Below are 20,182 nucleotides of genomic sequence, written 5' to 3' on the forward strand. Positions count from 1 at the left end.
TTCTCCACCAACCTATAGCGTGAGTCGAAAAGTATCACGTCAGACAACTAGTGATCTAGCCTATTAATCAGCTTTGGTACTGCGCTTCCAAACGATAAATCGGTTGACCTTTACTTGAGAACTTTTCTTCGTACTCTGTTAACACATTGTCTTCTGGCATGTTTGCATGTAAATCTAGTGAAACGGATAGCAGTTTCATGCCATAGTTCGTCAAGGAGACAAGAGAATATTCAAACAACGGACGATTGTCTGTCTTAAAGTGAATTTCTCCATTCTCCTTCAAAACTCCTTCATATTTCGCTAAAAAGTTTGGATGTGTCAAACGACGTTTCTCATGGCGATCTTTTGGCCACGGATCAGAAAAGTTCAAATAGACTCGATCAATCTCTGATTTTGTAAAAATAGCTTCCAATTCTTCGCCATTCACACGCATCAAACGTAGATTGGCAGGTTTTTCTGCTTCGATCGTTTTCTCCAACGCTGAAACGATAACATTATCAAAATGTTCAATACCGATATAATTAATTTCTGGATTAGCCAATGCCATTCCAATAACAAATTGTCCTTTTCCTGTACCTACTTCAATATGGATAGGAGAATCGTTTCCGAACTCTTCCGCCCAATGACTTTTCTTGCCTTCCGGATCTAAAATCAACACATCCGGATGCTCTGCCATGAAATCTTTTGCCCATGGCTTATTTCGTAAACGCATACTGGTTACACTCTCTCTTTGTCTGTAATTTCTAATCTATTAGTCTTCCACGATTTCTTCCCCATCAAACAATCGGCTCATTGCTGTAGTTTGTGCATGATCCAAAATAGCCTGTGCCGCTTTAAATTGGGTATGCTTCATAGGACTCGGATTGCTACATAACTTTGTCAGCCATTGTTCATATGTTTTGCGGTCAATCGTAGTAACTTCAAATGGGGTTCCTGGATAATCAATATAGCCCGTTCTTGAAACAATCAATTTCTTGATCGGAATCTCCACTTTCGCTGCCTTGAAAAATGATGAAACAATTTTCTCCATCCTACTGAGCGCTATAGTTGGATTAAGTACTTTCTCTTCTAGATCCCCAAACTTTTTGAGCCAAAACCTTTCGCCAGTACCTATGTACGCAGCCAATCTTTCATCTTCGAGCACCGTTATGCAGTAGCATGTAGTAGGTGCCAATAAGATAATGTCTAACTCGACAGGCGCTTTATTCACTTTGACGATTGGATAATAAAACAACAAAAAGCTATCAGGTAAACGTAATGTCAGTTGTTTCAATAATGGGTCAGAGAAATACTTCGGGTCTACACGAGATCGGTCATACAATGTAGAACTCGCCCACTTTAATTGGAATTGAAACAGTTGATCGCGATACGCCTTCTTTAATTGCTCAACATTTGAAGGTTGCCCCGAGATGGAAGCTTGAAAGTCTAAATCATCGTCTTGATCTTCCGCACCGCCCTCTGAAACTGTGGACTCTTGCGCGAATTCCACATCTCTTCGTTTGCGCCATTTTCCGAATAATACCGTATACCATCTTGAACGCTCTTGCACATCTTCTGGAAAAGTAGCCGCTTGCTCTACATGCAAATCAGCACCGTGTTCCCATTGATTTTTAATACGCTTCCATTGATAACGTTTCAGACGGATAAATTGGGTAGGATAGCGCGTTAAGTCATTCTCGTACCGAGATACATAATCGACGAGTTTAACTAGCTGGGCCATTTGATTCTCTTTCCTCAACATTACCAGACGCTACTAACATCGGAATCTGTGCTTCAAACGCAACTTGCAACTTTCTCGTCAACGGACCTGGGACTCCTTGTCCTATAGGTTGCTGATCAATCGTCACGGCAGGCGTAATCTCTGCATTCGTCGATGTATAGAAAAACTCATCCATCTCTAATGCTTGCGGCAGCGTGAATTCTTTTTCTTCAACCGGAATATTCAAATTCTTAGCTAACTGCAAAACGACACGACGAGTAATCCCGTTTAGGATAAAATTATTCGCAGGGTGCGTGTATAGCACGCCATCCTTAATGCCGAATACATTGGAAGATGAACCTTCACGTACCAACCCGTCACGTACGAATAGCGCTTCTTGACATCCATGATCAAATGCCTCTTGTTTCGCCATCACATTACCGAGTAGGTTCAAACTCTTTATATCACAACGAAGCCAACGCACATCTTCCACAGACTTCATGGCAGCACCTTGCTGAAGATAGTGCATAGGACGTTCATTTTCTACCGCATACCCAACTACGACAGGCTGAATACTTTCGGGGAATTGGTGAACGCGTGGCGCAACACCACGGGTTACTTGTAAATAGATATGTCCCATAGTAATCTCATTTTCAGTTTGAAGTTTTTGTATGATCTCGCCTAATTCTTCAATAGTATATGGCATGACCATACGAATTTTTTCTGCACTTTCTATTAAACGCTCCAAATGTTCTTGTGCAGTGTACAATGCGCCATCGTATATTTTAATTACTTCGTAGACGCCATCGCCAAAAGCATAACCACGATCATTTACGGATACATGCACTTCATCTTCTTCTAGAAATTTTCCGTCTTTAAAATAGATCATACCACCGTCACCTCTTCTGTTATGAAACTTCAAGCTGTCCTACCGCCAGTTTCTTCTGTTCCTATTTTCACATGTTTACCGAATAAAATCAATTAGACCTTGATAGAGCGTCAATGAATTTTCTTGTTAACAGGGAAAACTAGCTAACTGTCTAACTTAAAAACTATTAATTCGAATTTATGCAAATAGATAAGCGAAAACATGTGCGCTTTTGTCTATAATACGTTATACTACTAGTGTCAGAATCATTCACTAACTATTCTGGCATAACATAGTATCGAGGAGCGGATCAGGAAAGATATTATCAGAGAATACCCCAACAGTCTTCTTTTGCAATGTTGGCGTGAAAATATGAAGATGAAGGAGTGGTTTCTTAGATGAACCCAGCTACCGATCGCATGTTAATTCGTATCAAAGATGTCTATCTGTTCATTCGGGATAACGGAAAAGTAACGACGGAGGATGTAGCGGATGAATTCAACATTTCAACCCGCACTGCTCAACGCGACTTAAACGTTCTGGAGTACAATGAATTGATTAAGAGCTCAGTCCGCGGCGAATGGACGACGACGTCCAAGAAAGTGAAATTATCTTCCTGATCCTGTCTCCTATATACAAATTTTCAACGCAAAAAGGCTGACGCTTTTGCATCAGCCTTTTTGCTTGGAACGATCTATTTCTTTCAACTGCTGTAATTCCCCATCCGTCAACTCTCGGTATTCCCCTAACTCCAAATCCGGATCTAATTCTAGAGGTCCCATTGTCAAACGCTTCAGGTATACCACTTTTTTCCCTACCGCTTCAAACATTCGCTTTACTTGATGAAACTTTCCTTCTGTAATCGTCAATTCAATTTCTGACTCTTCAGCAGAATGCAAGATATGTAAAATACCCGGCTTCGTTTCATAAGCATCATCCAAGATCACGCCGCGCGCAAAAGCTTCGGTGTCTTCTTCCGTTACAATCCCTGCCACTTTCGCGTAATACGTTTTAGGTACTTCTTTTTTAGGTGACAATAAATTATGCGCAAGCTTTCCGTCATTTGTCAGCAATAATAATCCTTCTGTGTCTTTATCCAAACGACCTACCGGAAAAGGTTCGAAATGTCGATCTTCACCTGCAAGTAAATCAACAACCGTTTGATCACGGTTATCTTCCGTCGCAGACAAGACACCAGGTGGTTTGTGCATCATCAGGTAGATAAATTCTTTGTAAACCACTTCTTCACCCAGAAGCGAAATATTGTCCGAAACTGGATCCACGTGCTGGGCAGGATCTTTCATCACTTCCCCATTTACGCGGATCATGCCTTTTTTCAACAGTTGTCGAACTTCTTTACGTGAACCGTATCCTGTATTTGATAATAATTTATCGAGTCTCATTCATTACCCTCCAAGTCCGATGCGTCTCATAATACGTGTCAGACGATCACCGAATAGTTGTTGTGCAAGTCCTGATTTTAAAGCGAGGAATCCGTATATTACCATACCGACGCCCGTTCCAATCATGACATACAGCAAAGCTTGCCAACGACCTACAGGAATATGCGCCATGTTCAGACCTTTGTTTGCCAGCCAAACACCAGCAAACATTACCGCGTTGAACGCTAAAATCAAGAATAAACGTCTAATGACCATTTCAGATTTATAATTCAATGCTTTTTTAATGACGAACAAGTTAATACCCACTGCTACTGAATAGCCAATGGCGGTAGCTAAAATCGCACCGTTTGTTTCGAACATCTTGATCAATGGGATGTTGATTAGCATCTTAATAAGTAGACCCAGTAACGAAGTGAAGACAATCCATTTATGATGGTCAATTCCTTGCAAGATCGCAGCCGTTACCGTGAACATCGCGAAAAGAATCGCCACTGGTGCGTAAGAAGCCAATACGCTTGCACCCGCCACATCATATTGATACAAGAATTGATATACTTCACTGTTTAAGACAATCAAGCCTATTACCATAGGAATCGTCAAGAACAACATAATTTGATACGTCTGATCAAGTGAACGTGTAACGCCTTTTTGATTATTCATCGTATAGTCTTTCGTAATAATTGAAATAAGCGCCATGGAAAAACCAGTCGCAACCATTACAGGAATCATGACAATTTTATGTGTCAAAAAGTTTAGTTTCGTTAAATACAAATCCGATACACTAGCGAGACCGATAGAACTCATCGCACTGTTAAATGTAATCATATCAACAAATTGATAGATCGGATTGATTGTTCCAACTAGCACAAACGGTAAAACATAGGCAAATACTTCTTTATAAATTTGTTTTAGCGGGATAGAACTTGCCGGTGGACTGTTCGATAATAAATAATCAAATTCATCTCTATACTTCTTCCAATAATAGTAGAGACTCCACAGACCTGCAAGCGCACCAATGAATGCTGCAAACACCGCAAATTGAACTGCGATTCTTGGTGACAGACCGAGTACATTGACGACTACGAATGCACCGACTAGGACAACAATAATTCGTACAATCTGTTCGATTAATTGAGAAACAGAAGTCGGTTCAAATTTTTGATAACCTTGAAGGTATCCCCGCGCAATGCTCAGTAACGGAACCGCAAGTAACGCAAAGCTCACCCAGCGAATGACTGTCGCAATATCGTGTACGGTAAAAATCTGTTCATCGCTTTTGATAACGAGTTCGGCAATGGGATTCGCAAGGAAAAACAATGCAAGAAATGATAGAAAACCAGTTACAGACATAACGACCATACCCGATTTCATTAATTTCCTGCCGGTCGCATAATCGCCTAATGCATTATACTTGGAGACGAATTTGGATATCGCAAGAGGTGCTCCAGATACGGCTACTGCTAGCGCTAAGTTATAAGGTATGTATGCGTATTGATAGAGTCCAACACTATTCTCTCCAACGATTGCATAAAACGGAATTACATAAAGTAAACCAAGTGCTTTCGATAAAAATAGGCCAATCGTTAAAATGGCCGTGCCCTTCAATAAATTCGATGCCATAATTGATTCCTTCCATTCCTTAAGAGATACTTGTATAGTTTACCCCTCGACACTCATTTGTACAATCTTTAACTGAAGACTAAATCAAAAAGCAATCGCACCTATATGGTGTATAATGAAAGACAAAACGAAATGAAAGAGTGGTTCTACAATGTATGATGTAATCGTAATCGGTGGCGGACCTTCAGGCTTAATGGCCTCCATTGCGGCAGCCGAACAAAAAAAACGTGTGCTGCTAATTGAAAAAGGACGAAAGCTTGGCAATAAATTAGCCATTTCTGGCGGCGGTCGCTGCAACGTCACAAATAGATTGTCACAAGAAGAAATTATTAAACATATTCCAGGTAACGGAAAGTTCTTATACGGACCGTTCTCTGTTTTCAATAATCAAGATATCATTCAGTACTTTGAAGGGCTCGGTGTACCATTAAAAGAAGAAGATCATGGTCGCATGTTCCCTGTTTCAAATAAATCCAAAGACGTCGTTAATGCGCTATTGAATCAAATGGATGAACTCGGCGTAGAAATACGCCTAGAAAGTCGTGTACAGAAGTTGCTAATGGACGACGAAAAAATTCTCGGCGTCCGTTTAGAAGACGGCGAAGAGATTCGCGCGCATGCGGTAGTAGTTGCAGTCGGTGGTAAAGCGGTTCCGCAAACAGGTAGTACGGGAGATGGCTATCCTTGGGCTGAACGCGCAGGACATACTGTCACGACACTGTATCCAACAGAAGTGCCCTTGCTATCACGAGAACCATTTATCGTTTCAAAAGATTTACAAGGTCTCGCACTACGTGACGCAAAAGTATCTGTTTTAAATAAAAAAGGCAAAACTCTCGTAACCCATCACATGGATATGTTATTCACTCACTTCGGATTAAGCGGTCCTGCCATTTTACGTTGCAGTCAGTATGTGGTGAAAGAGCAGATGAAGAATGGCAAGCAGCCAGTTTTGCTTCAAATTGATTCGATACCTGATCAGCACGAAGAGCAACTAACACAAACTATCGCGAAGATTTTAAAAGACGAACCTAAAAAACAAATCAAAACTTCATTAAAAGGACTTGTTCCTGAACGATGGCTGCTGTTTTTATTGAAAAAGGCGGGAATTAGCGAAACAGAAATCGGTCTAGATATTAAACGGGAAGATGTTCGCACACTGGCCCAACTTTTGAAAACGTTCCCTGTGCATATAACAGGTACGCAACCAATCGAGAAGGCATTCGTAACAGGCGGCGGAGTTTCCGTTAAAGAAATCGAGCCGAAGACGATGGCTTCACGAAAAAAAGTCGGACTCTTCTTCTGTGGCGAAATTTTAGACATCCACGGCTATACAGGCGGTTATAACATTACCGCAGCGCTTGTGACAGGTCGATTAGCTGGGATGAATGCTGGTTTGGTTGGCTGACTGTTTTTTCTATGAGCGGATATGAGTCGGCTATGATCGGTTTGCGTGTGTGATAGAGCACTCAACCTGATTCATAGAGCGCTTAACGCATGCCATAGAGCACTCAACCCGTCCAATAGAGCGCTTGCCGCGAATGTATGAGCACAACCAAATATCCGAGACATTATAAAAAGCCGGTAGGAGAAATAAATCTCCTGCCGGCTTTTCGCATTTCATTACCCTGCTACGATATTAACTAGACGACCAGGAATCGCGATGATTTTCTTCAATTCCTTGCCTTCCATCCACTGCTTCACGTCTTCGTTTTCCAAAGCCGCTTGTTCTAATTCTTCTTTCGTGCAATCTCTCGCTACGGTAATCTTCGCACGGATTTTCCCGTTGATTTGTACCGCCACTTCCACTGTGTCATCCGACAATTTCGTCTCATCAAATGTTGGCCACTGTGCGTAAGCAATCGTGTCCGTGTGCCCTAGTTTCGACCACAGTTCTTCAGCCAAGTGAGGCGTGATAGGTGAAATTAATAAAAGGAATCCTTCGATGTATGCTTTTGGCAACTTCTCCGCTTTATAGCTTTCATTGATGAAGACCATCAATTGTGAGATCGCTGTGTTATTACGCATAGCTTCGTAATCCTCTGTAACTTTTTTGACCGTTTGATTATAGACTTTTTCTAGTGGTCCGCCAGTTTCATCCGTCAATTTGTCCGTCAACGTATCATCTTCATTGACAAGTAAACGCCAAATGCGGTCAAGGAAACGACGTGATCCGTCTAAACCATTTGTCGACCATTCTTTCGATGCGTCAAGTGGTCCCATGAACATTTCATAAATACGCAATGTGTCTGCACCGTGTGAATGAACGATATCATCCGGGTTGATGACGTTGCCTAGTGATTTAGACATTTTCACATGTCCTTCGCCTAAGATCATTCCTTGGTTAAAGAGCTTTTGGAACGGCTCTTTCGTTTGTACAACACCGATATCGTACAATACTTTATGCCAGAAACGAGCATACAATAAATGCAGAACCGCGTGCTCCGCCCCACCTACATAGATATCAACCGGCAACCAGCGCTCAGCCAACTTCGGATCAATGATCATGTCATCGTTATTCGGATCGATATAACGCAAGTAATACCAGCAGCTTCCCGCCCACTGTGGCATCGTGTTCGTTTCACGACGACCTTTCATACCTGTTTCTGGATCCACTACATTGACCCACTCCGTAATGTTTGCAAGTGGTGATTCACCTGTTCCGCTCGGTTTAATATTGTCTGTTACCGGCAACATCAACGGCAATTCCGATTCATCAACAGTAGTCATCGTGCCATCTTCCCAATGAATGACAGGAATCGGCTCGCCCCAATAACGCTGGCGGGAGAATAACCAGTCGCGCAGACGATACGTAATTTTGCGTTCACCGTTACCATTCTCTTCGAACCACTCAATGGATTTCGTAATGGCTTCTTCTTTTCCTAAACCATTTAAGAAGTCCGAGTTCACGTGCTCGCCTTCTCCTGCATAGGCTTCTTCTTCAACGTTACCGCCTGCCACTACTTCTACAATCGGTAAATCGAATTTCTTTGCAAACTCATAGTCACGCTCATCATGTGCAGGAACTGCCATGATCGCACCTGTACCATAAGTAGCCAAGACGTAATCTGCGATCCAAATCGGCATCTTCTCGCCACTTGCTGGGTTGATGGCATACGCTCCAGTGAATACGCCTGTCTTATCTTTCGCTAAATCTGTACGCTCAAGATCACTCTTAGATTTCACTGCATCAATATACGCTTCTACTGCTTCGCGCTGATCATCTGTAGTGATCGTGCTAACCAATTTAAGCTCAGGAGCGAGAACTGCATATGTCGCACCGAAAATCGTATCAGGACGTGTAGTAAAGGCTTCGAATGAATGCTCAGTATCCGCAATTTCGAATTTCAGCTGTGCGCCTTCAGAACGACCAATCCAGTTACGCTGCATGTCTTTTAAGCTCTCAGGCCAATCCAAATCATCCAAGTCTTCTAACAGACGATCCGCATATTCCGTAATACGTAAAACCCATTGGCGCATCGGACGACGTTCAACCGGGTGATTTCCACGCTCAGACAATCCGTCGATCACTTCTTCATTCGCAAGTACTGTCCCTAATGCTGGACACCAGTTAACAGCTACTTCATCGATATACGCAAGACCGCGCTTATAGAGTTGAATGAAAATCCACTGCGTCCATTTGTAATAGCTTGGATCCGTTGTATTGATTTCACGAGACCAATCATACGAAAATCCAAGATCCTGCATTTGGCGTTTAAACGTAGCAATGTTCTTCGCTGTAAATTCAGCTGGATCATTCCCCGTATCAATTGCATACTGCTCAGCAGGCAATCCGAAAGCATCCCATCCCATTGGGTGCAAAACGTTATATCCTTGCTTACGTTTGAATGCACTCAAAATATCTGTCGCGATATAGCCAAGTGGATGTCCCACGTGAAGTCCTGCACCTGACGGATAAGGGAACATATCCAATGCATAAAACTTAGGCTTGGATGGATCATCAATCATTTTGTATGTATCGTGATCTTCCCAATACTTTTGCCACTTTTCTTCAATTTGCGTATGTTTATAACTCATGTCAAAAATTCCTCCAATGTAATTTAATTTCTGTTTCTTGTATTGGTGAGTACAGATAAAAAAAGACTCCCGTCCCTCTATAAAGGGACGAGAGTCTATATAGTTTCCCGCGGTACCACCCAAATTGACGGATTACGCCGTCCAACTTGATTCCTTAACGCGGAGTACGGTATTAGTTACAAGTATTCACCAATACAGGCTCAAAGGCGAGTTCGTTCCACACTAATACAGACTTGCACTGGCCGTCTGCTCTCTAAAAAGTAGCGTATGAAGTACTATTCCTCATCATTGCCTTCATTATTTTCTTCAGTTTACCCGAAACAGAAGATGAATACAAGCCTTCCCTGTTGCTTTTTGTCGTATATTAAACCGTTCATGCAATTTGTTATGTGATCTCTCTGTATATTCCGTGGTACAATATCTGATGTAAAGGAGCTGTACATAATGAATGAAATCAATCTTCCGTTTCCAAGTGAAGGGAAACGATACCATACATGGTCAAGACATTTGAAGGATACATTCGGATGTAAAATTGCAAAAGTCGCGCTAGATGCGGGGTTTGACTGCCCAAATCGTGACGGTACGGTTGCACATGGCGGCTGTACGTTTTGTAGCGTAGCGGGTTCAGGTGATTTTGCAGGTGATCGCGTAGATGCAATCGAAGTCCAATTCGCCGAAATCAAAGAGCGATCCCAACGCAAATGGAAAGACGCAAAATATATGGCTTATTTCCAAGCGTATACGAATACTCATGCCCCTCTTCCAGTTTTAAAGGAAAAGTTCGAAGCAGCGTTAGCCCAAGAAGGCGTTGTGGCATTATCCATTGCGACGCGTCCTGACTGTCTACCGGATGACGTAGTCGAGTATTTAGCTGAACTTAATGAACGCACGTATTTATGGGTGGAGCTCGGTTTACAAACGGTACATGAATCTACAGCCAAACTCGTGAACCGCGCTCATGATTTCGAATGCTATAAAGAAGGCGTCGACAAGTTACGTAAGCACAATATCAATATCTGCAGTCATATCATCAACGGCCTACCCGGTGAAACAGAGGAAATGATGATGGAAACCGCTCAAGCCGTTGCCGAACTTGATGTACAAGGTATTAAAATTCATTTACTGCATTTATTAAAAGGAACACCTATGGTCAAACAGTACGAAAAAGGCAAACTAGAATTCCTAACGAAGGAAGCGTATATCAACCTAGTCGTCGATCAACTGGAAATCATGCCTCCTGAAATGATCGTGCATCGCATCACGGGTGACGGTCCTATCGATTTATTAATTGGACCGATGTGGAGCGTTACGAAATGGGAAGTGCTGAATGGGATTGATCAGGAACTTGAAAGACGCAATAGCTGGCAAGGGAAAAAGTATTTGCAAGAGGTGAAATAATGTGACAGACATCTTGTTGCATCGCGTATTGCCGATAGCGAAACGTCTAATTTCGGAACGCGTGCAACCTGGAGATACAGTGGTCGATGCGACTGCTGGCAATGGTAATGACACAGTCTTCTTAGCTGGATTAGTCGGTGACGAAGGACAAGTACTAGCATTTGATATTCAACAACAAGCACTTAATGTAACGGAGCAAAAACTTGGTGAATTGGCTAGTCGTACTACATTAGTTCATGACAGTCATGCAAATGTCTGCAAATATGTGCAAAGTGAAATTAGCGGCGCCATGTTCAATTTAGGTTATTTGCCATATAGTGAAGATCTAAGTATCGTCACGACACCTTCATCAACCATAGCGGCACTCGAGTCGTTGCTTAGTTTGCTGAAAAAGTCAGGCATTATAACGATCACTGTTTATGATGGACATGAAGGTGGCAAAGAGGAACGTGATGCGTTGCTCGATTACGTCTCGACATTACATCAAGGTGATGTTCATGCCATTCGATATGAATTGCTTAACCAGAGAAGAAATCCTCCGTTTTTGCTTGCGCTCGAGAAGATGAAAGACTTTACTGAAGTACGGAAGTTAGAAGCCGGGGAATCATAAAGCTCGTTGCCACGATACTTGTGGCAACGAGCTTTTTTTAGTAGAATTTACGAATGTCTGCGATTGTATCTGTTTCAAGGAAGTCGACTTCCATTGCAAATCGCTTTAGTTTTTCTGCTGTTTCGTGTGCAGAACTTAACTGCCCTTCTTGCTTGTACGCCTCAAAACGTTTCAAGTGTGGAAATTGTTGTTCAGATGATGAGCGAATCGTCTCCTGCATCCCTGTATCGATAATTCCCGGCGCGATAGAAACAACACCCGTTGGATAGGTGGCTGCTTTTTGCTCCAATGCAATAACACGCGAAAATTGATCAAGTCCTGCCTTAGTCGTGCAATACACACCCCATCCTTCAGATGCGCTACGTCCGGCTCCAGAAGAGATGTTCATGATTTTCTTCGTTCCCGTGAAATCTTTCAATGTATCGATAAATGTATTCGTTAATAGAATAGGTGCCGTTAAATTTACTTTAATCGCTTGCTCTACTTTTTGAGGATCCAACGAACCTACTAAACTAATCGGGTCAACCATACCCGCATTATTGATTAGCGTGAATGAGCTAGCTTCTCCAACATGCTGACTAATTACACCTTGTAAAATAGCAGTCGCTTTCTCGACATCAGCCAGATCTACTTCAAACATTGATTGTTCTTGTTCAGGGTTTGTCCTAGCCAAGCCATACACCGTAGCCCCTGCTTCTTTGTATTGATACAGTAGTTCTTTCCCTATTCCTTTTGATGCTCCTGTAATAATAATGATATCCATATGTATCCGCTCCTTTTTATATGAATCAACTAGTTAGTGATTGCACGTATGCTGCTGCATCTTCCACGGTTTTATTCGGTAACTCAAAAAATAATATCCAACAATACACTGCGATAGCTAAAATAATGACGATCAATAAAATCAATTGACGCTTATTCATTAATTCACGTCCTTCACACATGGTTCAACTCTTTCATTCCTACTATATCACAACAAAAAACAGGCCCGCCACTCTTTGAATGACGGACCCAGCGATCTAAATTAAGTTTGTGAAGCAAACTTATGTGCACCACCATTTTTTATACGCAGTAAATCTGCCAGCGTCTTCACGCCATGACGATCGAGTTTTCTCAGTAACGCTGTGAATACATGTGCTGTTGTCAAAGCATCCCCCAGCGCACGGTGTCGTTCAAAGATCTCTGTACCAAATAGACGCGCATAATCTTCCAAGTCTTGTTGCTCACCTGTAGGATCCAAATAGTTAATCAAATGCATCGTATCGAATGAAGTCGGCGTTTGAAATGTGCATTTCTGACGACTTAATTCTTTCTTTATGACCATTTCATCAAAGCTGACATGATGCCCTACCCAGCCCCCACTTTTATGTTTTTCAATAAACGCAAAATATTCTTCAATAGCAGGTAATGGCATAGGCGCATGATCAACTTGTGATTGCTGTATAGAAGTCAGTTTGCTGATGACAGGAGGAATATCCCTTGATGGATTCACAAATGTTTGAAATACATGATCGGTAACCTCGAATCCCTCTACTTGCACGGCACCTATCTCAATCATTCGATCATCTGCTCCAATTGCAAATCCGGTAGTTTCTGTATCAAATACTGTGAAATTCATATCTTGCAGCGGCGTATTCAACTGTAGTGATTGTTGTAATTCATACGTCAACATTTTCTTTTTCCAAAACATTATGTCGCCCCCTATCTATATAGTACATTATGTGCGAGCTGTGTACAGGGACCTTTATCTATATTACCTTACAGTTTTGATAATAAATGTGATTGAAGAGCTCTGACCGTATCTAGCGTTGTTCGCAATTCATTCAATTCCCATCTTCTTAGATCGCGCAACTCGATTTCCGTAGAAATCTTCTCTCCACGTAAATGTTTTTCCCATGACATAGAAATTCTAATACTTAAAGATATTTCATATGCATGACGAATCTCTTCGGCAAAGTCTTTCGTGATTTTCTTCTTTTTCTGCAAAGCTGAAATAATTTCAAGTGGCGTTGCATTGATGATCCCGTTACTAACTCCTAAAATTTGCAGACAGTGATGAAGTGGGAATAGCGCATGTTTCTTAATATCAATAATATCTGCTTTACTGCGCCCCCTGAAAATATTCAAGAAGTTCTGTTGCAATTGTGGGATTGGTTTCTCTTTTTCTTGTTGCGCCATATAGTAAATAAAAGTGGCAGACTTCTTCAAAAGACCATGAACCATCGTGATGAAACGTTCATTAACAGCAGATTCACCGTACAGGAATCGGAATGATAGGAAGTTGTATCCGAGCAGTATTTGTTCAGGTGTAGATTGAAGCGCCCATTGACGAATACGTTCATGCCAAATTGCCATCGTTCCACGCCACTGTGTCTCGCTAGCCATCATAAATCCGATACATCTAGTATAGCCTGCCTGCTCAAGATGAACGACAATTTCATTACCAAGAAGTTCAAAATAGTTCTCGACATACTGGGATTCTTCCCTCGATACATCTTCGTAGACGAGAAAATGATCTTGATCGGTCAGCATAAACTGCTCACCACGTGCCCCACTTCCCATCTGGTACCAAGCAAACGGAACAGTCGGTGTTCCTTTCCCTTGATCTTCAAGAGATTGCACAGCAAGCATGACACAATGTTTTGCCAGTCGATCATAAAACTTCGTCACGATTTCTAATGTGTGAATGGTCGATATTTCATCTTGAATTAAATTGGATAGCACATCGTAAATCGCTGCTTTTACAACAGGCAAATTTTCGAAGGAAGCTTCTTCTATAGTTTTTAATATATTCATGGAATTACGATCACGTTTCGTCATCAATGTAGCGAACGTCACAATGCCTACAGGTTTACCTGCTTTCACAACTGGTAAATGCTTAATTCCATGTTTGTAGAATTTAGTCAAGGCCTCATAATAATAATCAGTTACTCTTACCGTATGCGGCTTTTTCGTCATGATGTCTTTTGCCCGCAGTCCATTTGGCGAAGCACCGTCTGCTATTACACGTTCAACAAGATCTTTTTCGGTTACGATTCCAATAAGTTTACCTGCCTGATCTGTAATAATAATTGAACTAATCGAGTTTTTAATCATCAATTCCGCAATTTCTTTTGTTTCAGCTTCCGCATGAATTGTTATAACTGGACTACTCATGAAATCTTGTACACGACGAACATACGGCTCACTCTCGCCATATTCGTCAGCCAAACGAACTTGCTCCCCTAAAGAGGTATAAACATTCGCCAAGCGAATCGACATCTTGCGTAATACATAATCGCGTACGTTTTGATCATCCATACGTTTTTTTATCACTTCATACGGAACCTGTAGACAAATCGAGTCTTCTGCTACCACCATATCAATGTGATGCTTATCAAGCGGCCTAGCCATTTCCCCCAAGTAGTAAGCAAAATTGGAAAAGCCGATAATTTCATCTTCCTGAATGAATTCTAACGTTACCGAACTGCCATCTTGTCCTTCTATTTGAACCTCTGCCGATCCTTTTAACACGATGAGCAATCCTTCTTGTGGTGTTTTGAAATAGTTGGATTTATCCGCTTCCTCATATATCTTTAATTTACAACCTAGCAATAATTGATCAAATTCATTTTCTGTTGTATCGATAAATAAAGGATTTCTATGGATTTTATCATATAACTCACGATCTTTTACCGTCTTCAACATTTCAAAACCTCCTGTTCATGTACACTTTAACAAAGCGTTCACTTCACATTATTCGAATACATATGTCAACAGTACCGTTATATTTAGGTTAAACAATATTCCAGCAGGTAGAATTGATAAAAAACGGTCTCCTCTTCTGACGTGCTGACAGAAGAGGAGACCGTTAGTTGTAAATCTAGCTAGTTATTATAAATCAAGCTCTTTGTAGCCAGTTTCTGCTTTGAAACGAACTTCTGCATAAGAAACTTCGTCTTTTTCATGACGCTTAGAGCTAACAATTGTACCGATCCATGCAGCAAGGAAACCTGCTGGTACGGAAACAATAGCCGGGTTAGCATAAGGGAATAGTGGAGTACCAGTGATAAGTGTCATTCCCTCAACTGGGTTCATTACAGATGGACTGACCGCAACAAGAACTAGCGCTACGATAAGACCTGTTAACATCGATGCCACAGCACCTGTTGTGTTAAATTTCTTCCAATAGATTGTTAATAGAATTGTTGGTACGTTTGCCGATGCAGCAACACAGAATGCCAGTGATACTAAGAACGCAACGTTCAACTTTTCAGAACCTAGTGCAAGAAGGATTGAAGCAACACCGATAGCGATTGAAGCCCAACGAGCTGCAGCAACCTGTTGTTTCTCAGTTACATTACCATTTTTGATGATTTGTCCATAAATATCGTGGGCGATTGCAGAAGCACCTGAAAGTACAAGACCTGCAACAACTGCCAGGATTGTAGCAAATGCAACAGCAGCTACGAATGATTCAAGGGCATCTCCACCAAGGACTCCGGCCAGCATTGGAGCTGCCATGTTTCCTGCGGCGTTTTCTGCGATGATTGCGTCTGCTCCAACGAATTTAGCTGCACCAAATCCAAGGAAGATCGTCAATACATAGAAGATACCAATAATCCATACAGAATAAATTACAGAAGAACGTGCTGTTTTCGCATCTTTAACTGTGAAGAAACGCATTAAGATGTGTGGAAGACCAGCAGTACCTAGAACGAGTGCGATCAATACAGAGATAAGACCGATTGTGTCTTTATAAACAACCCCTGAGTGAAGGAATGCTTCGCCATGCGGAGTAGCAGTTTTCATTGTCTCGAACATACCGATGAAGTTGAAGTTAAACTTCATAAGTACTAAGAAGGAGATAATGATTGTACCCAACATCAAAAGAATAGCCTTAACGATTTGTACCCAGCTCGTTGCAGTCATTCCACCAAATAGAACGTAGATCAACATCATTGTTCCAACGATTAGAACCGCAATCCAATACTCGATACCGAATAATAATTTAATAAGAGCACCCGCACCAACTAATTGTGCAAGCATGTAGAACATTACAATTGTAATTGTGTTCAATGCTGCTGCTCCACGCACTTTCTTAGCGCCGAAACGAGCACCGATCATATCTGCCATCGTAAACTTACCCAAGTTACGTAGTGGCTCAGCAATTAAGAATAGAACAACTAAATAAGCTGTTAACCAACCAATACTGTAGTAGAAACCATCAAATCCGTTAAGTGAAATCGCACCCGCGATACCTAGGAATGATGCTGCTGATAAGTAGTCACCAGCGATGGCCATACCATTTTGCCAACCTGTTAATGATCCTCCGGCAGTGTAGAAATCACTTGCCGTAGTTGTTTGCTTTGCCGCCCAATATGTAATGTAGAGCGTCAACGCGATTACCGCGAAGAATATAGCATAGGAAATCCAACTCATGAACACAACCCCCTTATTTTAGAACGTTTTTCTCTATAATTTTGTCTACTTCAATATCAAAGTGTTTTGCTTTATTCATGTATATGGATGTGAATACCCATACCATAATGAACATCGAGAATGCATAGATCCAAGTCCATGTCATTGCGCCAATTGCTGGTGTTTCAAGAATTTTTGTATAACCTGTTAAGAGTGGAAGAATAAAGTACGCTGCGAAGAAGAAAATAACAAAAGGTGTGGAGAAGCTCTTCTTTCTTTTAACAAGACCTTTAAAGTCTTCAGTTTGAACGAGTTTTTCATAGTCTAATGTGGATTTACCACGCGAAACTTGATTAGTCATTAGTTAATCCCCTTTCTATTTTATATAAATTAGCAAATTAGTTCTTATTCCCCTCCCTTTTATTGAAAACGCTTTCATCCCTGAGCCAAATAGATAATATGTTACAGTGGATGTAATTGTTCATTTGTTATAGTACACATGTAAACAATAACAAAATTCTGCTAGTTTTGCAACACCCTTTTTTGAAGATTTGTAAAATTTAATCTACTAAGCTAATACAAAACCTGCATAGACATAAATCTATCAAATACAGGCGGAAACTACAAGAACTATTTAAAATTATTTAATTTGATTCTTTAAAAAAGATCAAAATTCACTATTGGAATTCCCATTTTTTTTTGCAAGTTTTGAATAATACTGTTAAACAACAGTGAAAAGATGTAGTATATTGTATATCGGCTGTTAGTGCAATTCGACTTATATAAAGACAACTTTTATAGAAAGATGGTGTGATATAATGCCTATCCCTACTAATCATGCACAACCTGTACGTAAAACCGCTAAGGAAAATGCGTTTAGTCAATTACAGAAGTGGATTATTGACGGAACACTCCAACCTGGAGAAAAGCTAAATGACGTAGAATTAGCAGAGGCACTCGGAGTGAGTCGTACGCCTATACGTGAGTCGCTTCAATTATTGGAAGTACAAGGGTTCGTTCAGATGTTCCCCGGTAAAGCAACGCAAGTAACCGATGTAGATCGTGAATCTATTTCTGATTTACTCCCTCCACTTGCTGCACTACAAGCACTCTCAGCTGAACTTTCCATACCCAATCTAACTGACAGTGTGATCAAGAAATTGCGTGACACGAATAAGAAATTCGCCCTAGCAGTTGAAAAGGAAGACTATTTTCAAGCTCTGAAAATTGATGAAAAGTTTCACCAAATCATTGTCGACACAGCTAATAACCCATATATTTCTTCTTTGCTTGTCTCCCTTCAAGCTCATGTGCGCAGACTTTTCTTCCATAATTCCATTATATTGACGGAGAAATCGATTGCAGAACATGAACAGATTATAGATTTGATGAGCAAGCGTGATGGTGAGCAGGTTACAACTGTAATGCGAGAAAATTGGTTACGAGCCATTGAGGAGTTTCACTCTATAAAAGAATGAAGTTATAAATAAACGTGAAAACAGGATCCAATATATCGGATCCTGTTTTTCTTTTATATTTTATTACTATTCGGACCCGTTTGGATATTTACTGCTTCTTTATTGGATAGTGCTACAGCTAAAGCTGTGATCACCGTCACAATCAAAACAGGAACTAACCAGCCGATGCCTTGCGCGTAGTATGGGATGTACGCTGTATATATGTCATCTACAGTGACAAGCCAGTTCGGCATAGTCTTTTCTACCAGAGTGTAAAACTTCACGAGCGCTTCAACAAAACTTATTAGGAACGCCGTGATCGTAGCTGTTCGATATACTAAGCTGGATTGACGGAATAAGGGACCAGTGAACGTCAATATGATTAGTACCATCGCCAGAGGATAAAGTAATACAAGTACCGGAATAGAATAATTGATAATATTCGCTAGACCAAAGTTTGCTACAACCAAGCAGAATGTCGAAAAGAATACTACAAATAACTTATAGCTAATTTTCGGGATAATCGCATGAAAATACTCTCCACATGCTGTAAGTAGACCAATTGCGGTTGTCAGGCATGCTAACATAATCACTACTCCGAGTAACAATAGACCGGTCGTACCAAATAAGTGTGAGGCAGTTTCACTTAATACAGACCCTCCACCATCAAGATAACCAAATAAATCAACTGAAGTAGTCCCTAGATACGCAATACCTAAATATATAATGGCTAAAAATCCAGAGGCTACAAGTCCCGTCTTAGCAGTAGAAGCCAATATCTGCTTTTTACTAGTAATGCCCATCGCATGCAACGCATTAATGACAATAATTCCAAAAACGAGTGAAGCCAATGCATCCATCGTATTATACCCCTCAAGGAAACCAGTAAAGAACGGCGTTTCATTGTATGGAGCTTGTGAAACTTGTGCACTTCCCATTGGATTAAGAAGAGTCATACCAATTAAACCAATCAATAAAATAATGATAAGCGGAGACAAATACTTACCTACTCGATCAACGATTTTGGCAGGGTTTAATGATAGCCACATACTGATTCCAAAGAATGCCAATGTAAATAGGAAACGGGCAAGATCAATAGAAAAGCCATTCAAAAATGGAGCGACCCCAATGTCAAATGCCACAGCTCCTGTACGTGGTGCCGCAAAAAAAGGACCAATTGTTAAGTAAAGTATTGCTGTAAATAGAACAGCATATACCGGATGTATTCGACTTGCCAAGTCCTGTAAATCTTTCTTGCCAGAGAAACCGATAGCCAATATACCTAAAAAAGGTAAACCAACTCCAGTGAATAAAAAGCCAAGCATCGCTTTCCACGTTTGATCTCCAGCAAGCTGTCCAAGCTCTGCTGGGAAAATTAGATTACCTGCCCCAAAAAATAATGCGAATAGCATAACACCAATAACTAAGCTCGATGAAAACGATAATTTTTTCTCCATATGTTTAAAAATCCTCCCAAAAACAACAGCACTTATTTGTATGCAATATATCACGTTCCCTCATATTACTCTTCCCTATTTAGAAAATCAACAGCCAACTAAATCATTTAACTTTTGCGTTTATTGCTAACTTACTGACTATTTATCGAATTATATAAATGTATTTTTAAAATAAAAAAACTGATCTTTTTAAGGATCAGTTTAAAGTTAAATATGAGATATTAATTTACAG

General features: G+C 40.9%; 18 protein-coding genes and 1 other annotated feature. Of the genes, 5 read left to right on the forward strand and 13 right to left on the reverse strand.

What is annotated here, in order from left to right; genetic code table 11:
- Positions 1-67: 67 nt before the first annotated feature.
- The 3 genes from trmB to dat are packed head-to-tail and all read right to left on the reverse strand — an operon-like array spanning position 68 to position 2,588.
- Positions 68-712 (reverse strand): tRNA (guanosine(46)-N7)-methyltransferase TrmB, encoded by a 645-nt coding sequence (gene trmB, locus CSV76_RS03005; protein ID WP_085426598.1) that lies wholly within the window; start codon positions 710-712, stop codon positions 68-70.
- Positions 713-751: 39 nt separating this feature from the next.
- Entirely contained in the window at positions 752-1,720 is a 969-nt protein-coding gene (locus tag CSV76_RS03010; RefSeq protein WP_099624704.1) for a nuclease-related domain-containing protein, read from the reverse strand.
- Positions 1,704-2,588 (reverse strand): D-amino-acid transaminase, encoded by an 885-nt coding sequence (gene dat / locus CSV76_RS03015; protein WP_099624705.1) that lies wholly within the window; start codon positions 2,586-2,588, stop codon positions 1,704-1,706. The genes CSV76_RS03010 and dat overlap by 17 nt, the downstream gene beginning before the upstream one ends.
- A 377-nt stretch (positions 2,589-2,965) precedes the next feature.
- Between dat and CSV76_RS03020 the strand changes: the two genes are divergently transcribed.
- Positions 2,966-3,187 carry a DeoR family transcriptional regulator gene (locus CSV76_RS03020; protein ID WP_085426601.1) on the forward strand — a complete coding sequence of 74 codons (222 nt, stop codon included), beginning with the start codon at positions 2,966-2,968 and terminating at the stop codon, positions 3,185-3,187.
- A gap of 51 nt (positions 3,188-3,238) precedes the next feature.
- On the opposite strand, the gene CSV76_RS03025 is transcribed toward CSV76_RS03020, so the two are convergent.
- Positions 3,239-3,970 (reverse strand): pseudouridine synthase, encoded by a 732-nt coding sequence (locus tag CSV76_RS03025; RefSeq protein WP_085426602.1) that lies wholly within the window; start codon positions 3,968-3,970, stop codon positions 3,239-3,241.
- Positions 3,971-3,973: 3 nt separating this feature from the next.
- Positions 3,974-5,590, reverse strand: a complete 1,617-nt coding sequence (locus CSV76_RS03030; RefSeq protein WP_085426603.1) for a putative polysaccharide biosynthesis protein — start codon at positions 5,588-5,590, stop codon at positions 3,974-3,976.
- A 151-nt stretch (positions 5,591-5,741) separates the two neighbouring features.
- Here CSV76_RS03030 and CSV76_RS03035 point away from each other — a divergent pair, with 151 nt between their 5' ends.
- Positions 5,742-6,998, forward strand: coding sequence for a BaiN/RdsA family NAD(P)/FAD-dependent oxidoreductase (locus CSV76_RS03035; RefSeq protein WP_085426604.1), 1,257 nt, complete (start codon positions 5,742-5,744; stop codon positions 6,996-6,998).
- Positions 6,999-7,213: 215 nt separating this feature from the next.
- Here the strand turns inward: CSV76_RS03035 and leuS are convergent, their stop codons facing one another.
- Positions 7,214-9,628 carry a leucine--tRNA ligase gene (gene leuS, locus CSV76_RS03040; RefSeq protein WP_099624706.1) on the reverse strand — a complete coding sequence of 805 codons (2,415 nt, stop codon included), beginning with the start codon at positions 9,626-9,628 and terminating at the stop codon, positions 7,214-7,216.
- Positions 9,629-9,708: 80 nt separating this feature from the next.
- Positions 9,709-9,926, reverse strand: a binding site (T-box leader).
- A 146-nt stretch (positions 9,927-10,072) separates the two neighbouring features.
- Between leuS and mnmL the strand changes: the two genes are divergently transcribed.
- Together mnmL and mnmM are read left to right on the forward strand one after the other, a co-directional pair.
- Complete coding sequence (mnmL, locus tag CSV76_RS03045; RefSeq protein ID WP_029052824.1) at positions 10,073-11,026, forward strand: tRNA modification radical SAM protein MnmL/YtqA; 954 nt, start codon at positions 10,073-10,075, stop codon at positions 11,024-11,026.
- A gap of 1 nt (position 11,027) precedes the next feature.
- Positions 11,028-11,636, forward strand: a complete 609-nt coding sequence (mnmM, locus tag CSV76_RS03050; protein ID WP_099624707.1) for a tRNA 5-(aminomethyl)-2-thiouridylate-methyltransferase MnmM — start codon at positions 11,028-11,030, stop codon at positions 11,634-11,636.
- A gap of 37 nt (positions 11,637-11,673) precedes the next feature.
- Here the strand turns inward: mnmM and CSV76_RS03055 are convergent, their stop codons facing one another.
- The 6 genes from CSV76_RS03055 to CSV76_RS03075 all read right to left on the reverse strand — a co-directional run bounded on the left by CSV76_RS03055 (position 11,674) and on the right by CSV76_RS03075 (position 17,397).
- The gene (locus CSV76_RS03055; RefSeq protein ID WP_099624708.1) at positions 11,674-12,399 is read right to left on the reverse strand and encodes an SDR family NAD(P)-dependent oxidoreductase; all 726 of its coding nucleotides are present in this window, start codon (positions 12,397-12,399) and stop codon (positions 11,674-11,676) included.
- 25 nt (positions 12,400-12,424) lie between these two features.
- Positions 12,425-12,559 (reverse strand): hypothetical protein, encoded by a 135-nt coding sequence (locus CSV76_RS17815; protein WP_255406926.1) that lies wholly within the window; start codon positions 12,557-12,559, stop codon positions 12,425-12,427.
- Positions 12,560-12,660: 101 nt separating this feature from the next.
- Positions 12,661-13,326, reverse strand: a complete 666-nt coding sequence (locus tag CSV76_RS03060) for a 3'-5' exonuclease (protein ID WP_085426608.1) — start codon at positions 13,324-13,326, stop codon at positions 12,661-12,663.
- Between the two features lie 68 nt (positions 13,327-13,394).
- On the reverse strand, positions 13,395-15,323 hold the full coding sequence (locus CSV76_RS03065) for a DUF294 nucleotidyltransferase-like domain-containing protein (RefSeq protein WP_099624709.1): 1,929 nt from the start codon (positions 15,321-15,323) through the stop codon (positions 13,395-13,397).
- Positions 15,324-15,509: 186 nt separating this feature from the next.
- On the reverse strand, positions 15,510-17,057 hold the full coding sequence (locus CSV76_RS03070; RefSeq protein WP_085426610.1) for a solute symporter family protein: 1,548 nt from the start codon (positions 17,055-17,057) through the stop codon (positions 15,510-15,512).
- A gap of 13 nt (positions 17,058-17,070) precedes the next feature.
- Entirely contained in the window at positions 17,071-17,397 is a 327-nt protein-coding gene (locus CSV76_RS03075) for a DUF485 domain-containing protein (protein WP_085426611.1), read from the reverse strand.
- A gap of 457 nt (positions 17,398-17,854) precedes the next feature.
- On the opposite strand from CSV76_RS03075, the gene CSV76_RS03080 reads away from it, so the two are divergent.
- A complete protein-coding gene (locus CSV76_RS03080; protein WP_085426612.1) occupies positions 17,855-18,514 on the forward strand; it encodes a GntR family transcriptional regulator in 660 nt (219 codons plus the stop codon).
- Positions 18,515-18,567: 53 nt separating this feature from the next.
- Here the strand turns inward: CSV76_RS03080 and brnQ are convergent, their stop codons facing one another.
- The gene (gene brnQ / locus CSV76_RS03085) at positions 18,568-19,950 is read right to left on the reverse strand and encodes a branched-chain amino acid transport system II carrier protein (RefSeq protein ID WP_099624710.1); all 1,383 of its coding nucleotides are present in this window, start codon (positions 19,948-19,950) and stop codon (positions 18,568-18,570) included.
- Positions 19,951-20,182 lie beyond the last annotated feature (232 nt).

This window comes from Sporosarcina sp. P17b (assembly GCF_002743115.1).
GTDB classification, from domain to species: domain Bacteria; phylum Bacillota; class Bacilli; order Bacillales_A; family Planococcaceae; genus Sporosarcina; species Sporosarcina ureae_C.